The 19,929-nt window shown below is 46.9% G+C and carries 13 protein-coding genes; 7 read left to right on the top strand and 6 right to left on the bottom strand.

Annotation, left to right across the window (positions count from 1 at the left end; genetic code table 11):
- Nucleotides 1-7 precede the first annotated feature (7 nt).
- Genes ACLHR0_RS14645 through ACLHR0_RS14635 form a run of 3 tightly spaced genes read left to right on the top strand, consistent with a single transcriptional unit; the run spans nucleotide 8 to nucleotide 4,880 of the window.
- Nucleotides 8-1,816 carry a RagB/SusD family nutrient uptake outer membrane protein gene (locus tag ACLHR0_RS14645; protein WP_436487523.1) on the top strand — a complete coding sequence of 603 codons (1,809 nt, stop codon included), beginning with the start codon at nucleotides 8-10 and terminating at the stop codon, nucleotides 1,814-1,816.
- Between the two features lie 34 nt (nucleotides 1,817-1,850).
- Nucleotides 1,851-3,401: a DUF5123 domain-containing protein gene (locus ACLHR0_RS14640; protein WP_436487521.1), complete on the top strand. Its 1,551-nt coding sequence runs from the start codon at nucleotides 1,851-1,853 to the stop codon at nucleotides 3,399-3,401.
- A 36-nt stretch (nucleotides 3,402-3,437) separates the two neighbouring features.
- Complete coding sequence (locus tag ACLHR0_RS14635) at nucleotides 3,438-4,880, top strand: pectate lyase family protein (RefSeq protein WP_436487519.1); 1,443 nt, start codon at nucleotides 3,438-3,440, stop codon at nucleotides 4,878-4,880.
- A 61-nt stretch (nucleotides 4,881-4,941) separates the two neighbouring features.
- Here ACLHR0_RS14635 and ACLHR0_RS14630 read toward each other — a convergent pair whose 3' ends face one another.
- The 3 genes from ACLHR0_RS14630 to ACLHR0_RS14620 all read right to left on the bottom strand — a co-directional run bounded on the left by ACLHR0_RS14630 (nucleotide 4,942) and on the right by ACLHR0_RS14620 (nucleotide 7,417).
- Nucleotides 4,942-5,577, bottom strand: coding sequence for a class I SAM-dependent methyltransferase (locus ACLHR0_RS14630; RefSeq protein ID WP_436487517.1), 636 nt, complete (start codon nucleotides 5,575-5,577; stop codon nucleotides 4,942-4,944).
- Between the two features lie 95 nt (nucleotides 5,578-5,672).
- Nucleotides 5,673-6,638, bottom strand: coding sequence for an MBL fold metallo-hydrolase (locus ACLHR0_RS14625; protein WP_436487514.1), 966 nt, complete (start codon nucleotides 6,636-6,638; stop codon nucleotides 5,673-5,675).
- A gap of 86 nt (nucleotides 6,639-6,724) precedes the next feature.
- On the bottom strand, nucleotides 6,725-7,417 hold the full coding sequence (locus ACLHR0_RS14620) for a Crp/Fnr family transcriptional regulator (RefSeq protein ID WP_436487512.1): 693 nt from the start codon (nucleotides 7,415-7,417) through the stop codon (nucleotides 6,725-6,727).
- Nucleotides 7,418-7,759: 342 nt separating this feature from the next.
- Between ACLHR0_RS14620 and ACLHR0_RS14615 the strand changes: the two genes are divergently transcribed.
- The 4 genes from ACLHR0_RS14615 to ACLHR0_RS14600 all read left to right on the top strand — a co-directional run bounded on the left by ACLHR0_RS14615 (nucleotide 7,760) and on the right by ACLHR0_RS14600 (nucleotide 16,097).
- Entirely contained in the window at nucleotides 7,760-10,981 is a 3,222-nt protein-coding gene (locus ACLHR0_RS14615) for a SusC/RagA family TonB-linked outer membrane protein (RefSeq protein WP_436487510.1), read from the top strand.
- A gap of 20 nt (nucleotides 10,982-11,001) precedes the next feature.
- Nucleotides 11,002-12,498, top strand: coding sequence for a SusD/RagB family nutrient-binding outer membrane lipoprotein (locus ACLHR0_RS14610; RefSeq protein ID WP_436487508.1), 1,497 nt, complete (start codon nucleotides 11,002-11,004; stop codon nucleotides 12,496-12,498).
- 26 nt (nucleotides 12,499-12,524) lie between these two features.
- Nucleotides 12,525-14,846 (top strand): arylsulfatase, encoded by a 2,322-nt coding sequence (locus tag ACLHR0_RS14605; protein ID WP_436487506.1) that lies wholly within the window; start codon nucleotides 12,525-12,527, stop codon nucleotides 14,844-14,846.
- A gap of 159 nt (nucleotides 14,847-15,005) precedes the next feature.
- The gene (locus ACLHR0_RS14600; protein WP_436487504.1) at nucleotides 15,006-16,097 is read left to right on the top strand and encodes a sterol desaturase family protein; all 1,092 of its coding nucleotides are present in this window, start codon (nucleotides 15,006-15,008) and stop codon (nucleotides 16,095-16,097) included.
- Between the two features lie 70 nt (nucleotides 16,098-16,167).
- Here the strand turns inward: ACLHR0_RS14600 and ACLHR0_RS14595 are convergent, their stop codons facing one another.
- Genes ACLHR0_RS14595 through ACLHR0_RS14585 form a run of 3 tightly spaced genes read right to left on the bottom strand, consistent with a single transcriptional unit; the run spans nucleotide 16,168 to nucleotide 19,929 of the window.
- Nucleotides 16,168-17,670, bottom strand: coding sequence for a PKD-like family lipoprotein (locus tag ACLHR0_RS14595; protein WP_436487502.1), 1,503 nt, complete (start codon nucleotides 17,668-17,670; stop codon nucleotides 16,168-16,170).
- Nucleotides 17,671-17,698: 28 nt separating this feature from the next.
- On the bottom strand, nucleotides 17,699-18,454 hold the full coding sequence (locus tag ACLHR0_RS14590; protein ID WP_436487500.1) for a DUF4843 domain-containing protein: 756 nt from the start codon (nucleotides 18,452-18,454) through the stop codon (nucleotides 17,699-17,701).
- A gap of 35 nt (nucleotides 18,455-18,489) precedes the next feature.
- The gene (locus tag ACLHR0_RS14585) at nucleotides 18,490-19,929 is read right to left on the bottom strand and encodes a RagB/SusD family nutrient uptake outer membrane protein (RefSeq protein WP_436487498.1); all 1,440 of its coding nucleotides are present in this window, start codon (nucleotides 19,927-19,929) and stop codon (nucleotides 18,490-18,492) included.

Raw genomic sequence — 19,929 nt, 5'->3', positions numbered from 1 at the left:
AAAAGCAATGAAACGTCCTTTATATTTTTCCACCGTTATATTATTTCTGCTGCTTGTTTCCTGCAAGAAATATCTCACATCTGATTCTGCTTCCAGATTTTCTGAAGAATATGTTTTTGGCTCCGAGCCGGACGCCACAAAAACAGTGAACATGGTATATGCGATGTTCAACCAGGATGCGTTTACATCGCGTGTGTCCACACTTTTTGCCGGTAATACCGACGTGGAAGTAGGGAATTCGGTAAGTGCTTCGCCCGATGGCGCGCGCCGTGACCTGTGGTCCTTTGAAGCTACTACTTCCAACAACGACCTGCTCACCGTTTGGAACAACGCGTATAGCGCTATCAATAAAGCCAATGAATGTGAACATGGATTAACCACCATTTCCCTGGTAAAAGATCCAACAAATGCGACGTATCTCAATTTGCTGGGAGAAGTAAAAGTCTTGCGGGCTTATTGGTATATGTTATTGATGCATCACTGGGGAGATGTGCCTTTTAGTATCAAACCATCCCGCGCCGGGGATAACTTTTACCTGCCCAAGACGGGACGGGATTCTATCCTGACTTTTTTGATCAACGACCTGATAGGCATTGAATCAAAAATGCAATGGGCAGATCAGCTGGATAATGGCATTGAGCGTATTAACCGGGAGTTTGCGATGGGTTTAATTGCCCGGCTATCGCTTATCCGTGGTGGTTACTGGCTTTATCCTGATATGACCATGAAGCGGAAGGCTGATTACCAGGAATATTATAAGATAGCTAATACCTACAGTAAAAAATTAGTAAGCATGAAGCCAAGAATGTTAACCGATTTTGCTACTGTATTTATGAATGAGAACAAATACATTAAACCATTAAACAGTGACATATTGTACGAAGTGGCCTATGCCCCTGGTTTTGGGGATGTTGGCTGGTGCGTGGGAGTAGGTGTAACGAATGGAATCAGTTATCATTCATTTGGCGCTACCACCATTCAAATGAGCCTTACGCCTACTTATTATTACTCATTTGATACAACCGACCTCCGGCTTGCTGCCACCTGTTCCATCATTGCTTATAACGATACATTGGCACAGGTATCCACAGGGCCTACTTCTATCACTATAAACAAATGGAACCGTATGCTGGTGCCTACGCCGCTGGGGCCATCATCATCAAAAGGCACGAGTATTAACTGGCCGCTGATGCGTTATGCCGATGTGCTGTTAATGCTGGCAGAAAGTGAGAACGAACTGTACGGCCCTACCGGCGATGCAAAGGATGCCTTGCGCAAAGTTCGCCAGCGCGCTTTTCCTCCTGCGTTGTGGGGGGATAAAGTAGAAATTTATATTACTGCCGTTGGCGGAAGCAAGCAATCGTTCTTTAATGCTATTGTGAATGAACGTGCCTGGGAACTGGGCGGTGAAATGGTGCGGAAGTTTGACCTGGTAAGATGGAACCTGTACGGGAAACAAATTGCCGAAACCAGGAAAGTGCTGAACCAGATGGGGCAGGACGCAATTGCAGGTGTTGGTATGTACAGCCATCTCCCCGACTATCTGTATGCGAAACGAAACAGCGACAAAACCCTTTCCTTTTTAAACCGTTTTCAGAAAGTATCCGGTGTTGTTCCTGCCGAATACAATATCAAAATAAACTGGATGCGCAACCTGTGGAATACAACTACAGACGGCCCTGCGAATTACACGCTGTGGCAATGGAGAGGATATAGCGATAATACGGGAAACACTCCGCCACGCTATGTTCTGCCTCTACACAGTTCTGTGATATCGAACAGTTTGGGTACGTTGAAGAATGAATATGGTTATTAATTAGCACATTTTTTCCGGGGAAATAAGTCAATTTATGAAAAAGATTTCTGTCATTCTTGCAATAACTTCCTGTATTTATATATCCTGCAAAAAGAAGGACGACACTGCGCCATCGAGGTTATTCAGACCAGTGATTGCCGGTGAGTTAACCGCCGATTCCAACACGGTTGTTGCGTCCTGGCAAAAAATTGCGGGCGCTGCTGCTTATGCATTAGAGTTAAGCCGGGATACCTTCCGGACTACCGATTTGTCGTTGTCATTAGATACGAATGCAGCTGTCGTGAAAAAGTTATTGTTCAACCAATTATACCAGGTACGGGTAAAGGCCATTGCTGCTGATACATTGCTCAATTCAAAATGGTCAGACCTGGGCGCTGTTAAAACCTTGTCATCCATATTGAAAGTGCCGGGTATCGACGATATCACGTATAATTCGGTACGGGTACGCTGGACAACAAAAGGTGCTGCCGTAACGTCCATAAAAATTTTGAAGGCTGCTGATAAAGCCCTGGTATCAACTGTCGCGTTAACTGCAGGGGACCTGGTGAACGAGTTCAAAGTAGCCGAAGGCCTGGAAGCTTCTACCCGGTACATTATATTCCTGTATAGTGGCAACGAAGAAAGGGGATATGCGGATTTTACTACCAAAGCACCGTTTTCAGGTACTATTGTAGATTTAACCGCCATCACCGGACGACCCGGTGTATTGGCTGATACGTTGCCGCTGATTCCTTCCGGTAGTACGGTGTTGCTGAAAAGAGGGGAAACCTATAATATATCTTCCACGGTCAGCCTAAATAAATCGCTTGTTATCATGAGCGCTCCGGACCTCTCCAATACCACGCAGGCGAAGATTTTCTTTACCAGTAATTTCAATTTTGAAGCCGGGACGGTGATTGATTCTCTTGAATTTAATGACATTTATATGTTGGGAGATAATTACGGAGGTCGCTATGTATTTAACAACAGTAACAGCGCTACTGTGGGAAAGATAAAGTTCGTTAACAGCCGCGCAGAAATATTCCGGGGCATGGTGCGGCTTCAATCGGGGACTACCAACGTCAACGATTTTGTTATCGACAATTGTATCATCGACAGTATAGGCAATTATTTTATATTGAATATCGGTGCTTCCAGCAGGATCAATCATATTTCCATCACCAACAGCACTATTTACAAAGTAGAGGGTGTGATTGCCAGCGCGCAAGGCTCCGCTGCGGTACGCATATCGGATTGCACATTTAGTGAGGCGCCGCTGGGTAACAGCAAAAATTATTATGTTGATTATAATGCCAATGAGGTGACCAATGGAATTACGGTAAGCAATTGCATTTTCGGGATTGGGAAAGACAGCAAAGGCGCTATTACCGTCAAAGATGTGAGGGCGGGCGCCGGCACTGTGATTGGAGCCAGTAATAACTATCGTACGTCCGATCACTTGTCGGCAGGTAATGATTTCCCGAACATCATCACCTATACGCGACCGGCGCTACAGTTGTGGCAGGCGCCTGGTATTGGCGATTTCAAAATTGCAGATAATGCATATCCTGGCCGGAACAGTACAGGTGATCCCAGGTGGAGATAAATTTTTTCGTCAATTTGAAAACAGCAAACCAGTTATATGTTGTATATCAGAATCAAGCCGCTGGCAAGTTGCCTGCTAGTATTGCTGTCTTTATTCAAGACGCCTGTTTTGTATGCGCAGCAGCCAGCCTTCCCCGGGGCGGAAGGAGCAGGCATGTTTACCACAGGGGGACGGGGCACGGCCACAGCGCCTACCACCGTTTTTGAAGTAACAAATTTACTGGATGACGGTTCCATAGGGAGCCTGCGTTACGCCTTAACAGCGCCCGCCGCTTACCGCACCGTGGTGTTCCGTGTTTCGGGTACCATCCATCTCAATTCCGGTCTCAGTATAAAAGCCAATACAACTATAGCAGGGCAAACAGCGCCAGGTGACGGGATCTGTGTGGCGGATCATTCCGTGCATATCAGCGGCGACAATGTTATCATTCGATATATGCGTTTCCGTTTGGGCGATAAGAATCAGCAGAAACTGGATGCAAATGGTAACCCGGTAGACGGCAGTGGTGGTGATGATGCTTTTGGCGGCACGGGTCCCAGCAACATTATTGTTGATCACGTCACCGCCAGCTGGAGTAACGATGAAGCGCTGACTATTTACCGTGGCGACAACCTCACTATTCAATGGTGCATGATCTCGGAGCCGCTGAATTATTCCTACCATTTTGAAACGGGTGATACTGATTATGAGCGTCATGGTTATGGTGGTATATGGGGTGCGAAAAGAGGGAGCATGCATCACAACCTGATAGCGCATTGCCGCAACCGTAATCCACGCTTTGCCGGTATCAGCACTTATACGCCTTCTACCCTGGGAATAGAGAATGTAGACTTCCGGAATAATGTGCTTTACAATTGGGGGATCAACACGGTGTACGGTGGGGAAGGTGGAAACTATAACGTCGTCAATAACTATTATAAATACGGTCCCAATACGGGAAGCGGGGTAAAGTACCGCATTTGCAATCCCAGTAACAGTGCCACGGTTACCTTTGGAAAATGGTATGTGAATGGGAATTATGTAGATGGCTCGCCGGGTAACACCGCTGATAACACCGCGGGAGTGAGTACTACTAATCCTGCGGAGGTACTGGTGTCCACACCGTTTAATCATGGTTATGCGGTGAATACGGAACCAGCAGCAGATGCTTTTGAATCGGTATTACAGCGTGCAGGTTGTTCGCTGCCGGGCCGTGATACGCTCGATCAGCGAATAGTAAATGATGTGCGCAACAGAACCGGTGGTATCATTGATGTGCAGGGCGGTTGTCCTCATGGAACACCATACAGTCAAACCGTAAATGCCTGGCCAGTGTTAACGTCTTTGCCGGCGCCTGCCGACAGCGACCATGACGGGATGCCCGACAGTTATGAAACGGCTAACGGCTTTAATCCCAATGATGCGGCCGATCGCAACGGATATGCTGTCAATGGTTATACCAACCTGGAAAATTACCTGAACAGTCTTACACGCCGGTAGTATATGCCGCCATAACAGTTAGTTACTGCCCCGCCCTGTATTTTCAGGACGGGGCTTTCCTTTAAGCGCGTTCTTTTTTACATTTTATAATGATAAACCGGAAGGCAGGTTTGCCCGGCATCATTTTATTGGGTTCATCAATTTCAAAGAAATCTATCAATCCATATTTCCCGAATTCTTCTTTTACGGATTCTTCGTCATAGAAAAATATTTGGGCTCCTTTTGTAGCTTCAAAGCGGTCTTTACCTATTTGTGTACCCATTCCATAGTTAGGAGATTTTTTTGAAATAACTGAAAAGAAGAGGTGTCCGTCCGGCTGCAATTGATTATAACAATCACGGATAAACTTTCTCCGTTCTTCGCTATCCAGCAAATAAATTAGTCCGTAGCTAAAGATGCCCTCATATAAATGCTGATCAAACGGCATTTCGGTTACTGAACCATGATAGATTTTCATTTGATCTCCATAATGGCCTTTTGCCAGATCAATGGCTGTTTTGGAGATTTCAATACCCGTTACTTTGATGCCGTTGTCTACAAATAATTTGGCATTTCTGCCATACCCGATACCAGGGATCAGTATGTCTTTGATACCTTCTTTTAAGAAAAATTCTTTTGCTGAAATGGCAGATTCGGATGGCTCAAACCCCCACATCTCCTGCTTTTCAATAAAACTCGATTCCCAGAAATTTTCCATGATAAACCAGCTTTTTGAGAATAAAGATAAACAATTATCCAGTAGTGCAACATTGTTGCATTACTGGATAATTGCTTTACGCTGTTAAAAACTAATTAATTAATGGAATAATTGACGGGGAGCCATTGATAATGCTGTGCATTACTGCGCAAATGCCCAATTCCCGGGAAGGAAAGATGCGGCGCCGCAATCCAGTAGCCACTTTTAGCTGCATCTTCAAAAGTTTCCCGGCGCATTTCAGCTGCAGCGGATAAGTCAACATCAAAATCAATAGTTACCGAAGGATCGGCGAATTGAACTGCGCCTGCATGAATAACATCTCCCCAGAAAACGAGCTTTTGTCCTTTACTTTCCAGTGCGTAGCAACTATGACCGGGAGTATGGCCGGGTGTGTTGATAGACGAAATGCCCGGAAAAATTGATGTACCCGGATCATACAATTTTATCTTGCCTGCTTTTTGATACGGCGTAAGAGCCGCCTGTGCCGGATCGAAGAAAGGCTGCGCTCTTTTATTGGCGGTTTGTTTATTGGAAGATGTTAACCAGAACGCCGCTTCCGGCTTGCTGATATAAATAGTGGCGTTGGGAAACATGATTTTATCGCCGTCTATAAGTCCGCCAACGTGATCCGCATGAAGATGTGTAATCAATATGGCACTGATATCTTCCGCATGAAAACCCGCAGCAAGAAGGCTGGTCTTTAGTTTCCCCAGGGTTGGTCCGAGAAAGCTGCCACATCCGGCATCAATTAATATCAGCTGATTGTCCTTCCTCACCAGATAAACTGTTATGGAGGTTTCAACAGTAGTGTCAAGGTAGTTTTGATGAAGCAGCTCCTGCACCTCACCTTTCCGGGTTTCATGCAACAGCCCGTTAAGGTTTAAAGGAATCGTTCCGTCGGACAATGCAATTACCTGGAAATCGCCTAACTGCATAGAATAAAACCCGGGCTGGGCCGGCAATTTAGGCGCTGCCGGTTGTGATCTTACAGCAAGCAAACCGTTTAACAGCAGCAATGATACGAATATCCCTCTGAGGGAAAATACATGTAGAACTTTCATTTTTATAAAATTATTCTACAAAATTCCCCTATTTATTTTCCATGCAGGAGGGCATTTATCACTTTAAAAATGTGACAAATCTGCCATTATTTACGGTATAAACGGCTTATGGTTTCTCTTGAAACACCCAGGTAGGAAGCTATTACAGCTTTGGGTACCCGGCTATACAAGTTGGGATATTGTTTCACAAAGTTTTCAAACCTTTCTTTTGTACTACCCATAATCATTAATTGCAGCCTTTTTTGCAACGCTACATATCCAAGATTTGACTTCACCGCTACGTAATGTTCATACTTCCACATCTCCCGGCCTAATTTTCCCCGGTTTTCATAGCTCAATCCCAAAAGCTCGCAATCTTCAATACATTCAATAGCAGTAGTTGCCGGTGTTTGCTTTAAAAAAGCTTCCCGCTCCGATATCCACCAGTTCTCTGCCGCAAACTGATAAGTAAATTCCTTACCCGAATCAGCGTTTGTAATATAGGAGCGAAGACAGCCTTTTAGCACAAAATACTCGTGTTTCACCCAATCACCTTCTCTCACCAGTAATCTGTGTTTTTTCAGTTTTAAAGGAGTAAAGTGCGATAAAATATATTCAAACTCTTCGTCTGTCAGCTTACAGACGGTTTCTATATGCGTTCTTAATGGATGTACCATAATCAAAAGTAAAGAATAGCCATATTCCCCGCGCGAGTTTTTTCTGTAGCCGCGAAATGCCGTGCCGGTGCAGGAAATCCGCCCCTCCGAAAACTTTTTTTGTTGGATGCTTGCGTTTTCCAAAACCCGGTTGTATATTTGTCTACAATAATAGTAGACTAATAGAATTTACCACCACCAAAGTCTTTGTCCCCACCATACAAAGCAAATCTGAATTAGTGTTCTTTATTGAAGTTGCCTTACAGGGGCGACCTGATCAACCAGTTTAATAAACATTTCAACAATGAATCAGCTATTGTACAACAATAGAGGCAAAAGGAAATTTTACGCGGATACAGTGACATCCGTGTGTTGCTGTTGTTGTTAGGGCTTTCCGATTGGCACATCCGATTATTTAAATGACACCTGGCGTGGTCATCATGGCCATGTATTGTCCCATTCTTCCAACATCTAATTCCCCTTTGTATGTTCAAATATTTACGAAAGACACTATTGAGTGCTGCCTTGTTATTCTTTACCACCAGCATTTATTCACAGGCCCCTGTGCTGTTAAAAGGAAAAGTAATTGATAATAAAACACAGGAAGCACTACCGGGTGCATCCGTGCGTATCAAAGGCGGCGCCACAGGCACGCTCGCAGATGCTGCCGGCACCTACCAGCTAAGCCTGTTGAAATTACCGCAAACCATCATCGTTACTTTTATTGGGTATCAGTCGCAGGAAGTACTGATTACAAAAGACGACCTGAACAAAGTAGTGAAGCTGGAACAACAGCAGGCATTATCTGAAGTGGTAGTAACGGCCGTAGGCATCAGGAGTGCCACGCGATCACTTGGTTACAGTGTGGGAGAAGTAAAGGCCGCGGCATTGAAAGACAGCCGTGAACCTAATATAGTAGCGGCACTCAGCGGAAAGGTAGCTGGTGTGCAGATCAATAATTCCGGTGGTTCGCCCGGTGGATCATCTACCATAAAAATCAGGGGAAACAGTTCCCTGCTGGGAAATAATGCGCCGTTATTTATTTTAGATGGCGTACCTGTAGATAATTCTATCCAGGATATTCTTCCCGTGTCAAACAGTGTATCCCTGGCTACACCATCCAACAGGGGCATTGATATTAACAGTGCAGACATTGCCAGCATAACCGTTTTAAAAGGTCCCGCTGCGGCTGCATTGTATGGCATCAGGGCTTCGAACGGCGCCGTGGTGATCAATACAAAAAGAGGCAGTTCCCTCACAGATAAATCTTTTGGGGTAAGCTACAGCGGATCATTTACGGTTGATAAAATAAACCGCCGCATGCAGCCGCGGCAAACCAGTTTTTCCAATGGCATCGGCGGACAATATGTAAAACCCGGCACTACCGGCTCCGACGAAAACTGGGGCGCATTGCTGGATACACTCACTTACAGCTCACAGCCCAGCAACTTTGATAAGAACGGCACGATAGTAGGGCGAAGCTCCCCGCTCTCCAATGGCATACCGGTGAACAGGTATGACAATATCGGGCAGTTTTTCGTTAACGGCTATACGAATGATCATAACATCAGCTTTTATGGAAATACAGGAAATGCCGGGTATTATTTTTCTTATGGAAACCTGAAACAGACAGGTATTATTCCGACAACAGATTTCTTCCGGCATACTTTCCGTTTTAACGGCGACTATACCGTTAACGACCGGCTGAAAGTATCCGGTGGCCTCAATTACATCAAAGACGGCGCCGGTAACAGGGCTCTAATGGGAGGTTTTAATACCAACGTTGTTCGTGCGCTGATCAATTCCCCGGCAAACTTTGACATCACCAATGGTTACTCCGAACCATGGGAGCATCCCGAATCCTATAAGCTGCCGGCTACCACCAGCAAGCCGTGGGGCGACAGCCGTTCATACGCGAACGGTATTGGCTGGGATAATCCGTACTGGTCGCTCAATATGAATCCGCAAACCGATGAGCTGAACCGCTTCATTACTTTTGCAGAAGCCAGCCTGGATATTACAAGCTGGTTAAAAGCCACTGCCCGTTATGGCATCGACAACTATACCGATGTGAGGAAAGGCGCTTTTAGTCGCGGTACCTCCGGCGTAGGTACTGGTACCATCAATGACGTAAATTATTCCAGGAGAGACAATAACCTGGATGTTTTACTGGTGGCAGACCGGAAGCTTAACAAAGACCTGGACCTTACCGTAGTAGCGGGATACAACTATTATAATTCCTGGAAGAACCAGGTAAATACCCGTGGCGACGGGTTAACAATCCCTGGTAATTTTAATATCGCCAATGCGTCATCTACCCAAACATTTAATCAAACCATCCGGAGAAAATTGGTGGCCGGATACGCAGATGTAAAGCTGGACTACAGGAAATGGTTATACCTGGAGCTGACCGGCAGGAACGAGTGGACTTCCACGCTGGCCAAAGGTAAAAATGCTTTCTTTTATCCTTCCGCCAGTACAAGTTTTATTTTTACAGACGCACTTCACCTGAATAACAGTATCCTGAATTTTGGTAAGATACGCGCCACTTACGCGCAGGTAGGTAATGACGCAGATCCTTATTCTCTTGAAACTTATTATGTGCCTACCACCAGCAGCGGATGGATACAGAGCGGAATCAGTTTTCCATTCAATGGCAAGCAGGGACTCAGTTACAGCGCTACTATCGGCAACCCCAATCTTAAACCCGAACGCATCAGCACCTGGGAAGCAGGCGTGGATCTGCATTTCTTCCATGATAAAACACAACTGGAGGGAGTTTATTATTACAACAGCAGTAAAGATCAGATTATACCGGTTACGCTGCCTTACTCTACCGGTGCCGCCTACACGCTTACTAATGCGGGCAACATCGTTAACAAAGGAGTTGAAGCCAGCTTACAGCAACGTATTGTCAGCGGCCGGAAATTTTCATGGACAGCCACCGCTTTGTTTAACAAAAACATCAGCCGTGTAAATTATATCGCCGATAACATTTCCAGTGTGAGTCTTGGTGGCATATGGATGGAGGCGAGGGGTCAGGCAGGCCAACCCTACGGCGTATTCTACGGCACTGATGTAAAACGTAATGCAGCAGGGAAGCCCATCATCGATGATAATCCCAATAGTGCCAGCTACGGTTATCCATTGGTAAATACTACGTTCACAAAAATCGGCGATCCCAATCCTGACTTTAATGTGGGGTTGCGTAATGAACTGAGATATGGTTCCTTCAGCTTTTCATTTTTACTGGATGGCCGCTTTGGCTTTGACCTGTTCAATGCACCGCGGTTGCAGATGGTGTTTAATGGAGTGGATGCCTCCACGGCTGCAAGAGGTACTACCACCGTTTTTGATGGCGTTACTGCTTCAAAAGGAGAACCCAATACCATTGGGGCGGTGCTGTCGCAGGCATGGTACCGTAACACTTTCAATATACAGGGGCTTTATGTGGAGCATGATCTTTACTGGATAAAGCTCAAAGATGTGAATCTTACGTATGCTGTACCAGCACAGCTGTTGAAGCCGGCCCACATATCTGCAGCAAGCGTTACGCTGACCGCCAGGAACTTTTTGTTGTCTACTAATTACACCGGTAGTGATCCGGACCTGGGAAGCCGCAATGGTTTGTCGAATGCAGCAGGTATCGACTTCTGGACAACGCCCAACACGAAAAGTTATGGCGTGGCACTGAATGTTTCTTTTTAATCCATTAAGTAATCAGCAAAATGAGAATATATCCATCTAATATCGGACGTTTATTTATTGCAGTGAGTATGTTAGCCCTGCAGGCTTCCTGCTCGCTTGAAGATACCAATGTTAACCCTAACGCCTCTACGGAGGTATCCGTCAGTGCGGTGTTAACCGGCGCGGAAGTAGCGCTGGGCTTTAACCTGGGCGTTAATGCCGGGTTGATTGCCAACATTTATATCCAACAGGCTTCCGGCGCCAACGGTGATGCCGCGTCCTTTGATAACTACGCTTCATCCACCCAGTACTTTAACCAAACCTGGCGGGGCTTTTATGTAGAGGTGCTGGATGAACTGAAGATTGTGCGAACCACCGCAACGCAACAGCAGTTGCCCTATTACAGCGGTATTGCACGGGTGTTGAGCGTATATACTTACGGCACTTTAACAGATCTTTTTGGAGATATCCCCTATAAAGAATCCCTGTATGGCAACAATATCACCAACCCCGTATATGACAAGCAGGAGGATATTTATAAATCGCTGCAGGAGCAGCTGGATTCCGCTATCGCAGAGCTTTCATTACCGGCGGCCAGTAACCTGGGCGCATTGCCGGCCACAGATGATGTGATATACGGCGGTAACATAGAGCGGTGGAAATCGCTTGCGTATACTTTGAAAGCACGTTTCGCGATACATCTTACTAAAATAAACAGCACCACTGCCGCACAAGCCACCTTGAACGCATTGTATGACGGCGCCCGCTACAGGGGAATCGCCGATAACTCCGGAGATGCGCTGGTGGTATTTGGTGCATCCACTACCAATGCGAATCCCTTTTACCAGCAGAATACCAACAGGCCGGGATGGATAGGGCTGGGCGCTTCTTTTGTAAACCTGTTGAACGGAAACGCTGTAACAGATGATCCCACTAAGCCGGAAGGGCTGCTGGTAGACCCAAGACGGGCTTATTTTGCCACTCCTTACCCTGTGGGCAGCAGTACCTACCGCGGGAGCGCTCCGGGCGTGCCTGGCGCCTTTTCAGTGATCGGCAGCTATTATGGAACAGCTACTTCGCCGGTGGTGATCAGCAGTTTTGCAGAAGCAAAATTCCTGGAGGCGGAAGCGCGGTGGAGGATAAACCCCGCAGATCCTTTAGCTAAAACAGCATTGGAAGCGGCGATACGTTCGTCTTTTCAACGGGTAATCAGCAATAGTGCGGACCCTTATGCCACACCGGAGAAGCAACAGGCATATATAACGGCGAAGGCTATATTAAGCGGCGATTCCGGCAATGATCTGAATACGATTATCACCCAAAAATATATTGCATTGTTCCTGCAGCCGGAGGCGTGGTCGGATTACCGCAGAACAGGTTATCCGGCGTTGCCGCTCGCTAAAAACGCCACCAGCGTTGCCAATCCGAATGGACAAATACCGCGCAGGATTCCTTACCCGCAGAATGAGCAATCGTTGAATAAAAACACCCCGGCGGGATCGGGGTATCAATCACCTGCTTTGTGGTGGGACAAATAAACTATCAGCCAACTAAATAATAAGACATGAAATTTTCAACCTCTTCCGGATCCTTCATTTCGTTGATGCTGCTGGGCGCTGCATCGGGCGCTTATGCGCAGTACAGCCCGCAGAAAAGCTATGCCGGAAAGCCAGGTACCACGCTTGCACAATCAGTTATTACCCCTGCGCCTTTTAACCCGGTTGCCCCGGCAGGTGCCCCCAATATTATTTATGTGATGCTGGATGATGTGGGATGGGGCGCCAGTAGCGCGTTTGGCGGATTAGTGGAAACGCCCGTTTTTGATAGTTTGGCTAATAACGGCCTGCGCTATACGAACTTTCATACTACTGCTATCTGCTCGCCTACGCGTGCATCATTGCTCACAGGCCGCAACCATCATTCGGTGAATGTGCCTACCGTGATTGATGCCGCGGTGAACCTGCCGGGACATAACGGTTATATGCCGTTTGAAAAAGGTACCGTAGCGGAGATATTAAGAGAAGACGGATATAATACTTATGCCGTTGGTAAATGGCATGTAACGCCCAGCCCGGATCTTACACCGGCAGGGCCTTTTAACCGCTGGCCTACAGGGCGCGGGTTTGATGCCTTCTTTGGATTCATGGCCGGGGAAACCGATCAGTATACACCGGCGCTCTGGGAAAACACGGTGAAGGTAGAACCGGATCTGCAGGGGAAACATCTTACAACAGTGCTGGTAGATAAAGCGATTTCCTACATCGCCGGGCAGCACTCCGCTGCACCCGATAAACCTTTCTTCCTGTACTTTACTCCGGGAGCTACACATGGGCCTCACCAGGTAGACAGGACCTGGATAGATAAGTACAAAGGTAAATTTGATGCCGGCTGGGATGTATACCGCGAGCAGGTGCTGGCGCGTCAGAAGGCGCTGGGCCTGGTGCCAAAGGATGCCACCCTGCCACCACGCAACCCGGGCGTGAAGCCGTGGGACTCACTTTCCGCCACTGAAAAGAAAGTGTTTTCCCGCTTCTTTGAAGTGTACGCCGGATTTCTTTCCCATACGGATTATGAAGTAGGACGCCTGGTAAACTACCTGCGGGATACGAAGCAGCTGGATAATACGCTGATCGTGCTTATTATCGGAGATAACGGCGCCAGCAAGGAAGGAGGACTCAGCGGCCATGTGCATGGCATTAATGAGTATATCGACGGCAGTTTGTTTACCGAGAACTACGACCGCAGGATAAAGGATATTGATAGTTTATATGAGAAGATAGGAAGCCCGGAATCCGGTCCCAACTACCCGGTGGGCTGGGCGCAGGCGGCGAATACACCTTTCCGTTATCTTAAACAGGATGCGAACAGTGAAGGCGGTACCCGTAATCCGCTGGTGATTTTCTATCCAAAGCTGATCAAAAAAGGAGGCATACGTACGCAGTATTCGCATGTAAACAGCGTGACGCCTACCGTGCTGGAAATTGCCGGGTTGAAAATACCGAAGGTGATCAATGGTTATCCGCAGGATACGCTCGAAGGCATCAGTTTGGCTTACACGATCAATAATGAAAAGGCGCCAGGCAGGCATCATGTACAATATTACGAAATAGCCGGTGGTCGCGCCATTTACAAAGATGGCTGGAAAGCTGCTGTGAGCCACAAACGGGGTACGCCGTTCACCACAGACACCTGGGAACTGTATAATCTGAATACAGATTTTAATGAACAACATGATCTGGCCGCCGGCAACCCGGCGAAGCTGAAAGAGTTACAAAGTCTTTTTGACACAGAGGCATGGAAGTATAAAGTGTATCCTCTGCTGGGAGATACCACCCGTCTTACACCGGCTATCCTTACCAGGGGACCATTGGATAGCCGCCCCAGCGCTATATTATACCCGGGTATCACGCAGGTGCCTTCCCGTTCCGCTCCCTTTCTTTCAGAGCAATCGTTTATTATTAAAGCAGATGTGGAGTTGAGTGATGCAAAGAATGAAGGCGTGTTATTAAGTACGGGCGGGCGTTTTTCAGGGTTTACTTTTTTTGTGCAGGGAGGAAAACTGCAGGCGGTGCATAACAACAACGGGCAACTCACTTCGCTTACTTCGGGTAAGGCGCTTCCGTTGGGAAAGGCTATACTCCGTTATGAACTGACGTACACACCGGCATTGCGACTCACAGATCCGGCGGGTACAGAGGCACTGTATATCAATGATGAAAAGGTGGCAGAACGGGCCATCAGCAAAGCTGATGCTACTATTTCACCCTATGATGAAGGGCTGGACGTAGGGCGGGACCAGGGTTCGGCGGTATCTCCGTTGTATAAGTCGCCTTACAATTTTACCGGTAAACTTAACCATATCGAAATTATACATCCATCACTTTAAATGCATTATTATGACGTTAGCAGATCTTGTTTTAATAACAAAAAAAATTGCCATCGGCATATTGATATTCCTGATACCGCTGGTAATTATTGCTGGTAGCATCTGGCTGATACACTTTTTATTTAATCAACATCACTGATCACATAAAAAAGATAAAGTATGACAACAACAGCAAAAACGCAGACGCAGGTGATCCTGAAGGACTCCCTGATTAGTTTACTGCTATATGTATTGCCGATAGGGCTCATGTTTCTGTCGTTTTATATCAGTGGCAGCAAACCTTGGCTGAACGCCACTTCTGAGCATCTTTCCTTCCGGGCGCCGGCATTCCTGGATGCGGTATTTAATAATCTTAAAACGTGGGGGTTACCCGCTATTATGCTGGTAGTAGGGGTGATAGAGTTTTCGGTAGGACTGTACGAAAACAAGTGGACAAAAAATGAACGCACACTGGATATCGTATGTTTTATACTTCCAAAAATTGTGTTGCGTCCGATGATTGCTTATTTCGGGTTGAAGTTATTGCCATTTGTTTTACCGGATGCAAAGAATGCGTTTGCCTGGGTACCTTTCTGGTGGGGTATTGCCATCATGGCTGTTGCCGATGACCTTACGCAGTACTGGTATCACCGGCTGCATCACCAGCTGCCGCTGTTATGGCGCTTTCACCGCACGCATCATTCCGCGCCTTATATGGGTATGGCTATGACGAGCAGGCAGAATATTATTTACACGGCGTTCTTTTCGCAGATCTACCTGACGGTTACGCTGACCTACCTGGGTCTTGGCTACCCGGCGCTTTTCGTAGGCGGTATAAAATCGCTGATTACTACTGCGGCGCATTCCAGTCTAAAATGGGATAAGCCGTTTTATACCATCCGGTGGCTCAATCCTATAGGCTGGATCATGGAGCGTTTAATTTCAACGCCGGCCACGCATCATGCGCACCATGCAGATACCACAGATGATGGCATAGGGAACTACAAAGGCAACTTCGGGAATATGTTTTTTATCTGGGACATCATTTTTGGTACTGGTATTATTACCCGTCAGTATCCAAGTGCTTACGGATTGAAACATTATAAAGAAGAGGAATGGTATGCACAGTTGTTATGGCCTATTTTTAAATCGAAGAAAGAAGGCAGTGAGCTGGCGCATAACGGGCCGGTGGTAGGAGATGAAGTAACAGAAGAACCGGTTCCGGTGGTAGCGCCGCCTGTGGCGGCGATTGTACACGCAGAAGCAGTATAGCGTATTGGATATAGCAAAAAGAAACCGCTGCAAACATTTGTTTGCAGCGGTTTCTTTTTTAATGGAGATGTTACCGTTCGCGGTAGGCGATGCAGGAAATTTTACCCATTCCGGTATATGATTTATACAGCTGTAAAGATGCATTGATGTCAGGAACGTTATAGATATCAAGTGTGCCGGAGTTCGCGGGTTGCCCCTGGGTATAGGTGGCTACCAGTAACTTTTTGCTTAGCCCGATATAATAGTTAGCGTTAGCTGCGCTGGCATATGTAGAAGCAAAAGGCTGGAACTTCATCAGTGAAATTTTCCGGTTGCCGTAGTCGTGCATCAGGATGCTGCGTTTTGTAGCATGATCATATTCATACACCTTGCCGCCTACGTTATAAAACAGGTAGCCAAGATCAGGACTCACGGCAAAGTTTTCAGCGTCAGCAATGCCATCACCGGTGATTTCTGCAAAATAGTTCTGTTTACCGGCTGTTGTGAAGCGCGCCAGGTACCGTTTGCCGGTGGTACTGTTTTTCAGCACGGCAAATACTTCCCCGCTGTTGAAAGGCGCAAAGGCGCTGTATATTAAATCCATGCCCGTGCTGAAATTAAATAGGTCGCCAGCCGGAAGTGTGAGGCAGGTAGTACCCGAGCCAGGATAGCGCAGAAAGGTTTTGGTGTCTTCATTGAAGAGGATCGACTGCCCCGATGTGTTCTGACTCATCCAGCGCGATGGTTTGAAAAGCGCGGTGCCGCCGTCCTGCGTATTTACGGGGTTGGTAATAGAGCTGTAGCCTATTCCATATATATTGTTGTTGACATAAAGCAAACCGCCGTAGAACCGGAGGGAGATGTCGGCGCCTGTCCAGTCGCTGACAGGTTCCGCCGCCTGCATAAAATTCTTCATGTCGTAAGCCGGTACATAATCCAGTGAGTCCAGTCCGAGCAGCACCGCATTTTTGCTGGTGGCTACAAATATGCCGAGTGATCCGTTGGTAGGGCCGCCAATGTCTGAGAACTGGGTAGCTATAAAAGCAGGAGTGCCCGTTGGTTTGTAAGAAGAGTGTACTTCTTTAAGAATATCGGGGTATAAGGTATCGGTATTGCCTTTATGTGAAATCATATCCAGCCGGCTGTTACCATTTTCCATATCACACAGCATCATCCATCCTTCATAGGAAGGAGCGCCTACGTTCAATGTAAAATAGTTGTCGGTGAATACGCCGGTCCTTTTATCAGTAACGCGGTAGTACATCGCATAGAGGCCATAGTCAAGCGTGATCACGGTATCAAGATTCCTTGCCGTAGAAATGATGGTAGGGTCCATCGTGTATCCTACCAGGTGATCCGCTACCCAGTTATACGTATAGTTGGCCGTATCCTCGTGATCATCTTTTGAAAATTTCAGCACCGGTTTGATCTGCAGGCGGTTGCCGTAATCCAGTAAATAAACAGAATCTACCCCTTGTATAGTGATAGCGTTGATCGGAGTATAGGTGTAATTACCTTTATCCTTCATGCACGCCGGCAGCAGCAGTGCAAGAATAAAGGCAAAGAGTATTGGTTTGAGATAATAAGTGTTCATGTTTGTATTTGAATAAGATGAAAGAATATTATTGAACAGCGGATCCCATTTTCATTTCGGTTCCATCTTCTTCTGTAATTGTTTTACCTGCACTCTTCTGGCTGTTGAGATAGGCCTGGAATTGCCGGGCGTAGTTGGTGAGCTGTGTGGTGGAATACAGCGTGCCGGAGTAGAACTTCGCCAGCGAAAGCGACTGGTTGGCGATGAACAGTTCAAGTTTTTTACGCGAGTATGCCCCCAGCGCGTTGATGTTGTTATCCCAGAGATCTGGCTTTGGAAGAATATCCTGTATGATAATTTCCAGGTTAGTGGCAGATACTACATTCGTCGCTGCAAAGTCGATCACGCTCATGTTTGTTTGAAAGTTGCTGTTAGGACTGAGCTTCAGAAAAAGCGATACTGTTTTTTCACGCAGGTCTGCCGGGCGGAAGACTTTCACAGATACCAGTTTTTCATTGGCGTTTCCGGGAATAAGCAGGCTATCGGTAACGGGTAAACGATAATGTTTATCTGCCACCGCGGTAGTGGTAGATTTGTCTGCCGTCATATTGAACAACCTGCCATCAGCGGTGACTTTTCCCAGCAGGTTTACATAAAACCCGGCGCTGTCTTCTGCTCTATTTCCCAGGAAGGCAAAATTGATCATGATAGTATCATAGTTAGTACCTGACCGGACGTAGGAGAAGAAAACGTTATTTTCTTCCGTATAGCGCAGCAGTTCACTTTTAGTGCATCCCGTTATCAGGCCGGCGAGGAGAAGGAAGTATATTGGAAAAAATTTCATGTTATTGCATTGATACATTTGAGACTAAAGACTTTTTATCTGAAAGTGGTTTCGGATAACGGAAGCGGTACTACGTATTTTTCCGGCGTCATGGTAATGGTGGCATTGGCGGAAGCGCCGCTGCTGATGGCCGGGAGGTTGATGCGTTTGTAGTAGAAGAACAGTTGCCCTTCTCCCCAAAATTCTTTTTGATACTCTTTAGTGAGCTGGATTCTTTTATCGCCGTTAATGGTAACGGGAGGCAGGCCCCTGTTATAACGTACGGTATTCAACAGCGTGGTGGCCCTGCTGTCGTCCGTTTCTCCTTCTATGGCGATGTAATACAGTTCCGTAAGCCTCATTAAAGGTTGCAGTTTCCGGTAAAGCAGGTTTTTGTTTTGTATATCTGCATATTTGAAAAAAGTTTTGTCTGTCCGTACAGAAGTTCTGTCCACATCAAAATTGATCCGGTACCGGTAATCATTGTTATAATCTTCATAAATAGCGGTAAGCCGCTGTGGCAGCGGCGCCAGCAGGTTGGTGTTAAGGTTGGCGGCAAACCAGCTGGTTTGAGTAGCATACATATCTGCATTTTCCAGTCCGAAAATAACTTCAGAAGAAAAGATCCGGTCGGGGTTCACGATGCCGGGAGCAGAGAGGGCAGAGGGGCTCCACGGGAACCAGGGAGCGGCTTCATTGATCACAGCTGTTGCTGCGGCGGCAGCTCCTGTATTATCGCGCCGGTAGAGCAATACCCTGGCCTGCAGCGTTTTCACTGCATAATAGTTCATGCGGCGGTTGCGCAGGCTGAAGAATTTATCCGGGGTAGCATCCGGGGCCGTGATGCCGGCCGTGCGTACCGGGTCTTTTTCCAGCAGGGTTGCCGCAGTAGAAAGGTCAGCCAGCACATTTGTAATAACGGTATTGGCGGGCAGCAGGGCCTCTATTTTCGAATCCGGTGTGACAGGATATGGAATAGAAGCTTTAACGGAGTCGGTGGCATATACCGGTCCGAAAAGACGCAGCATATCAAAAGCTACAAATGCCCGCAGTCCGTATGCTTCTCCCAGCAGCAGGCTTTTTTCTGTTGCGCTTAATACATTGTTGGTGCTATCCAGGTTGTGAATAAAGAGGTTGATATTCAGGATAGCCGTATAGGCATTGTTCCAGATGTCGGTGGTATGCGACATAGTGGCGGCATCTGTGTATGTATACCTTGCTGTGGTATAAAAGGGATGGGAGAAGGCGGCGCAGTTATAGTACTGGGCCAGCACATCGAGCGTGGTAGCGGTGAGCTCACGGCCATACACGGTGGGTTTGGCCAGGTTCAGATAAATGCCGTTAATGACGTTGCGAATGGACGCCTGGCTGCCGTATACCTGGTTTTCCAGGAACTTGTCTTCCGGCTGTACATCCAGATATTTACTGCAGGACACCAGCGAAAGAACGATGGTGGTAAGCAGCAGGAGCGGAATGATGCGTTTTATCGGTTGCAT

This window comes from Chitinophaga sp. ARDCPP14 (genome assembly GCF_051362515.1).
In the GTDB taxonomy this organism is placed as follows: Bacteria; Bacteroidota; Bacteroidia; order Chitinophagales; family Chitinophagaceae; genus Chitinophaga.
The sequence above is the reverse complement of the archived record's forward strand: the minus strand, read 5'-3'. Positions and strand labels throughout refer to the sequence as shown.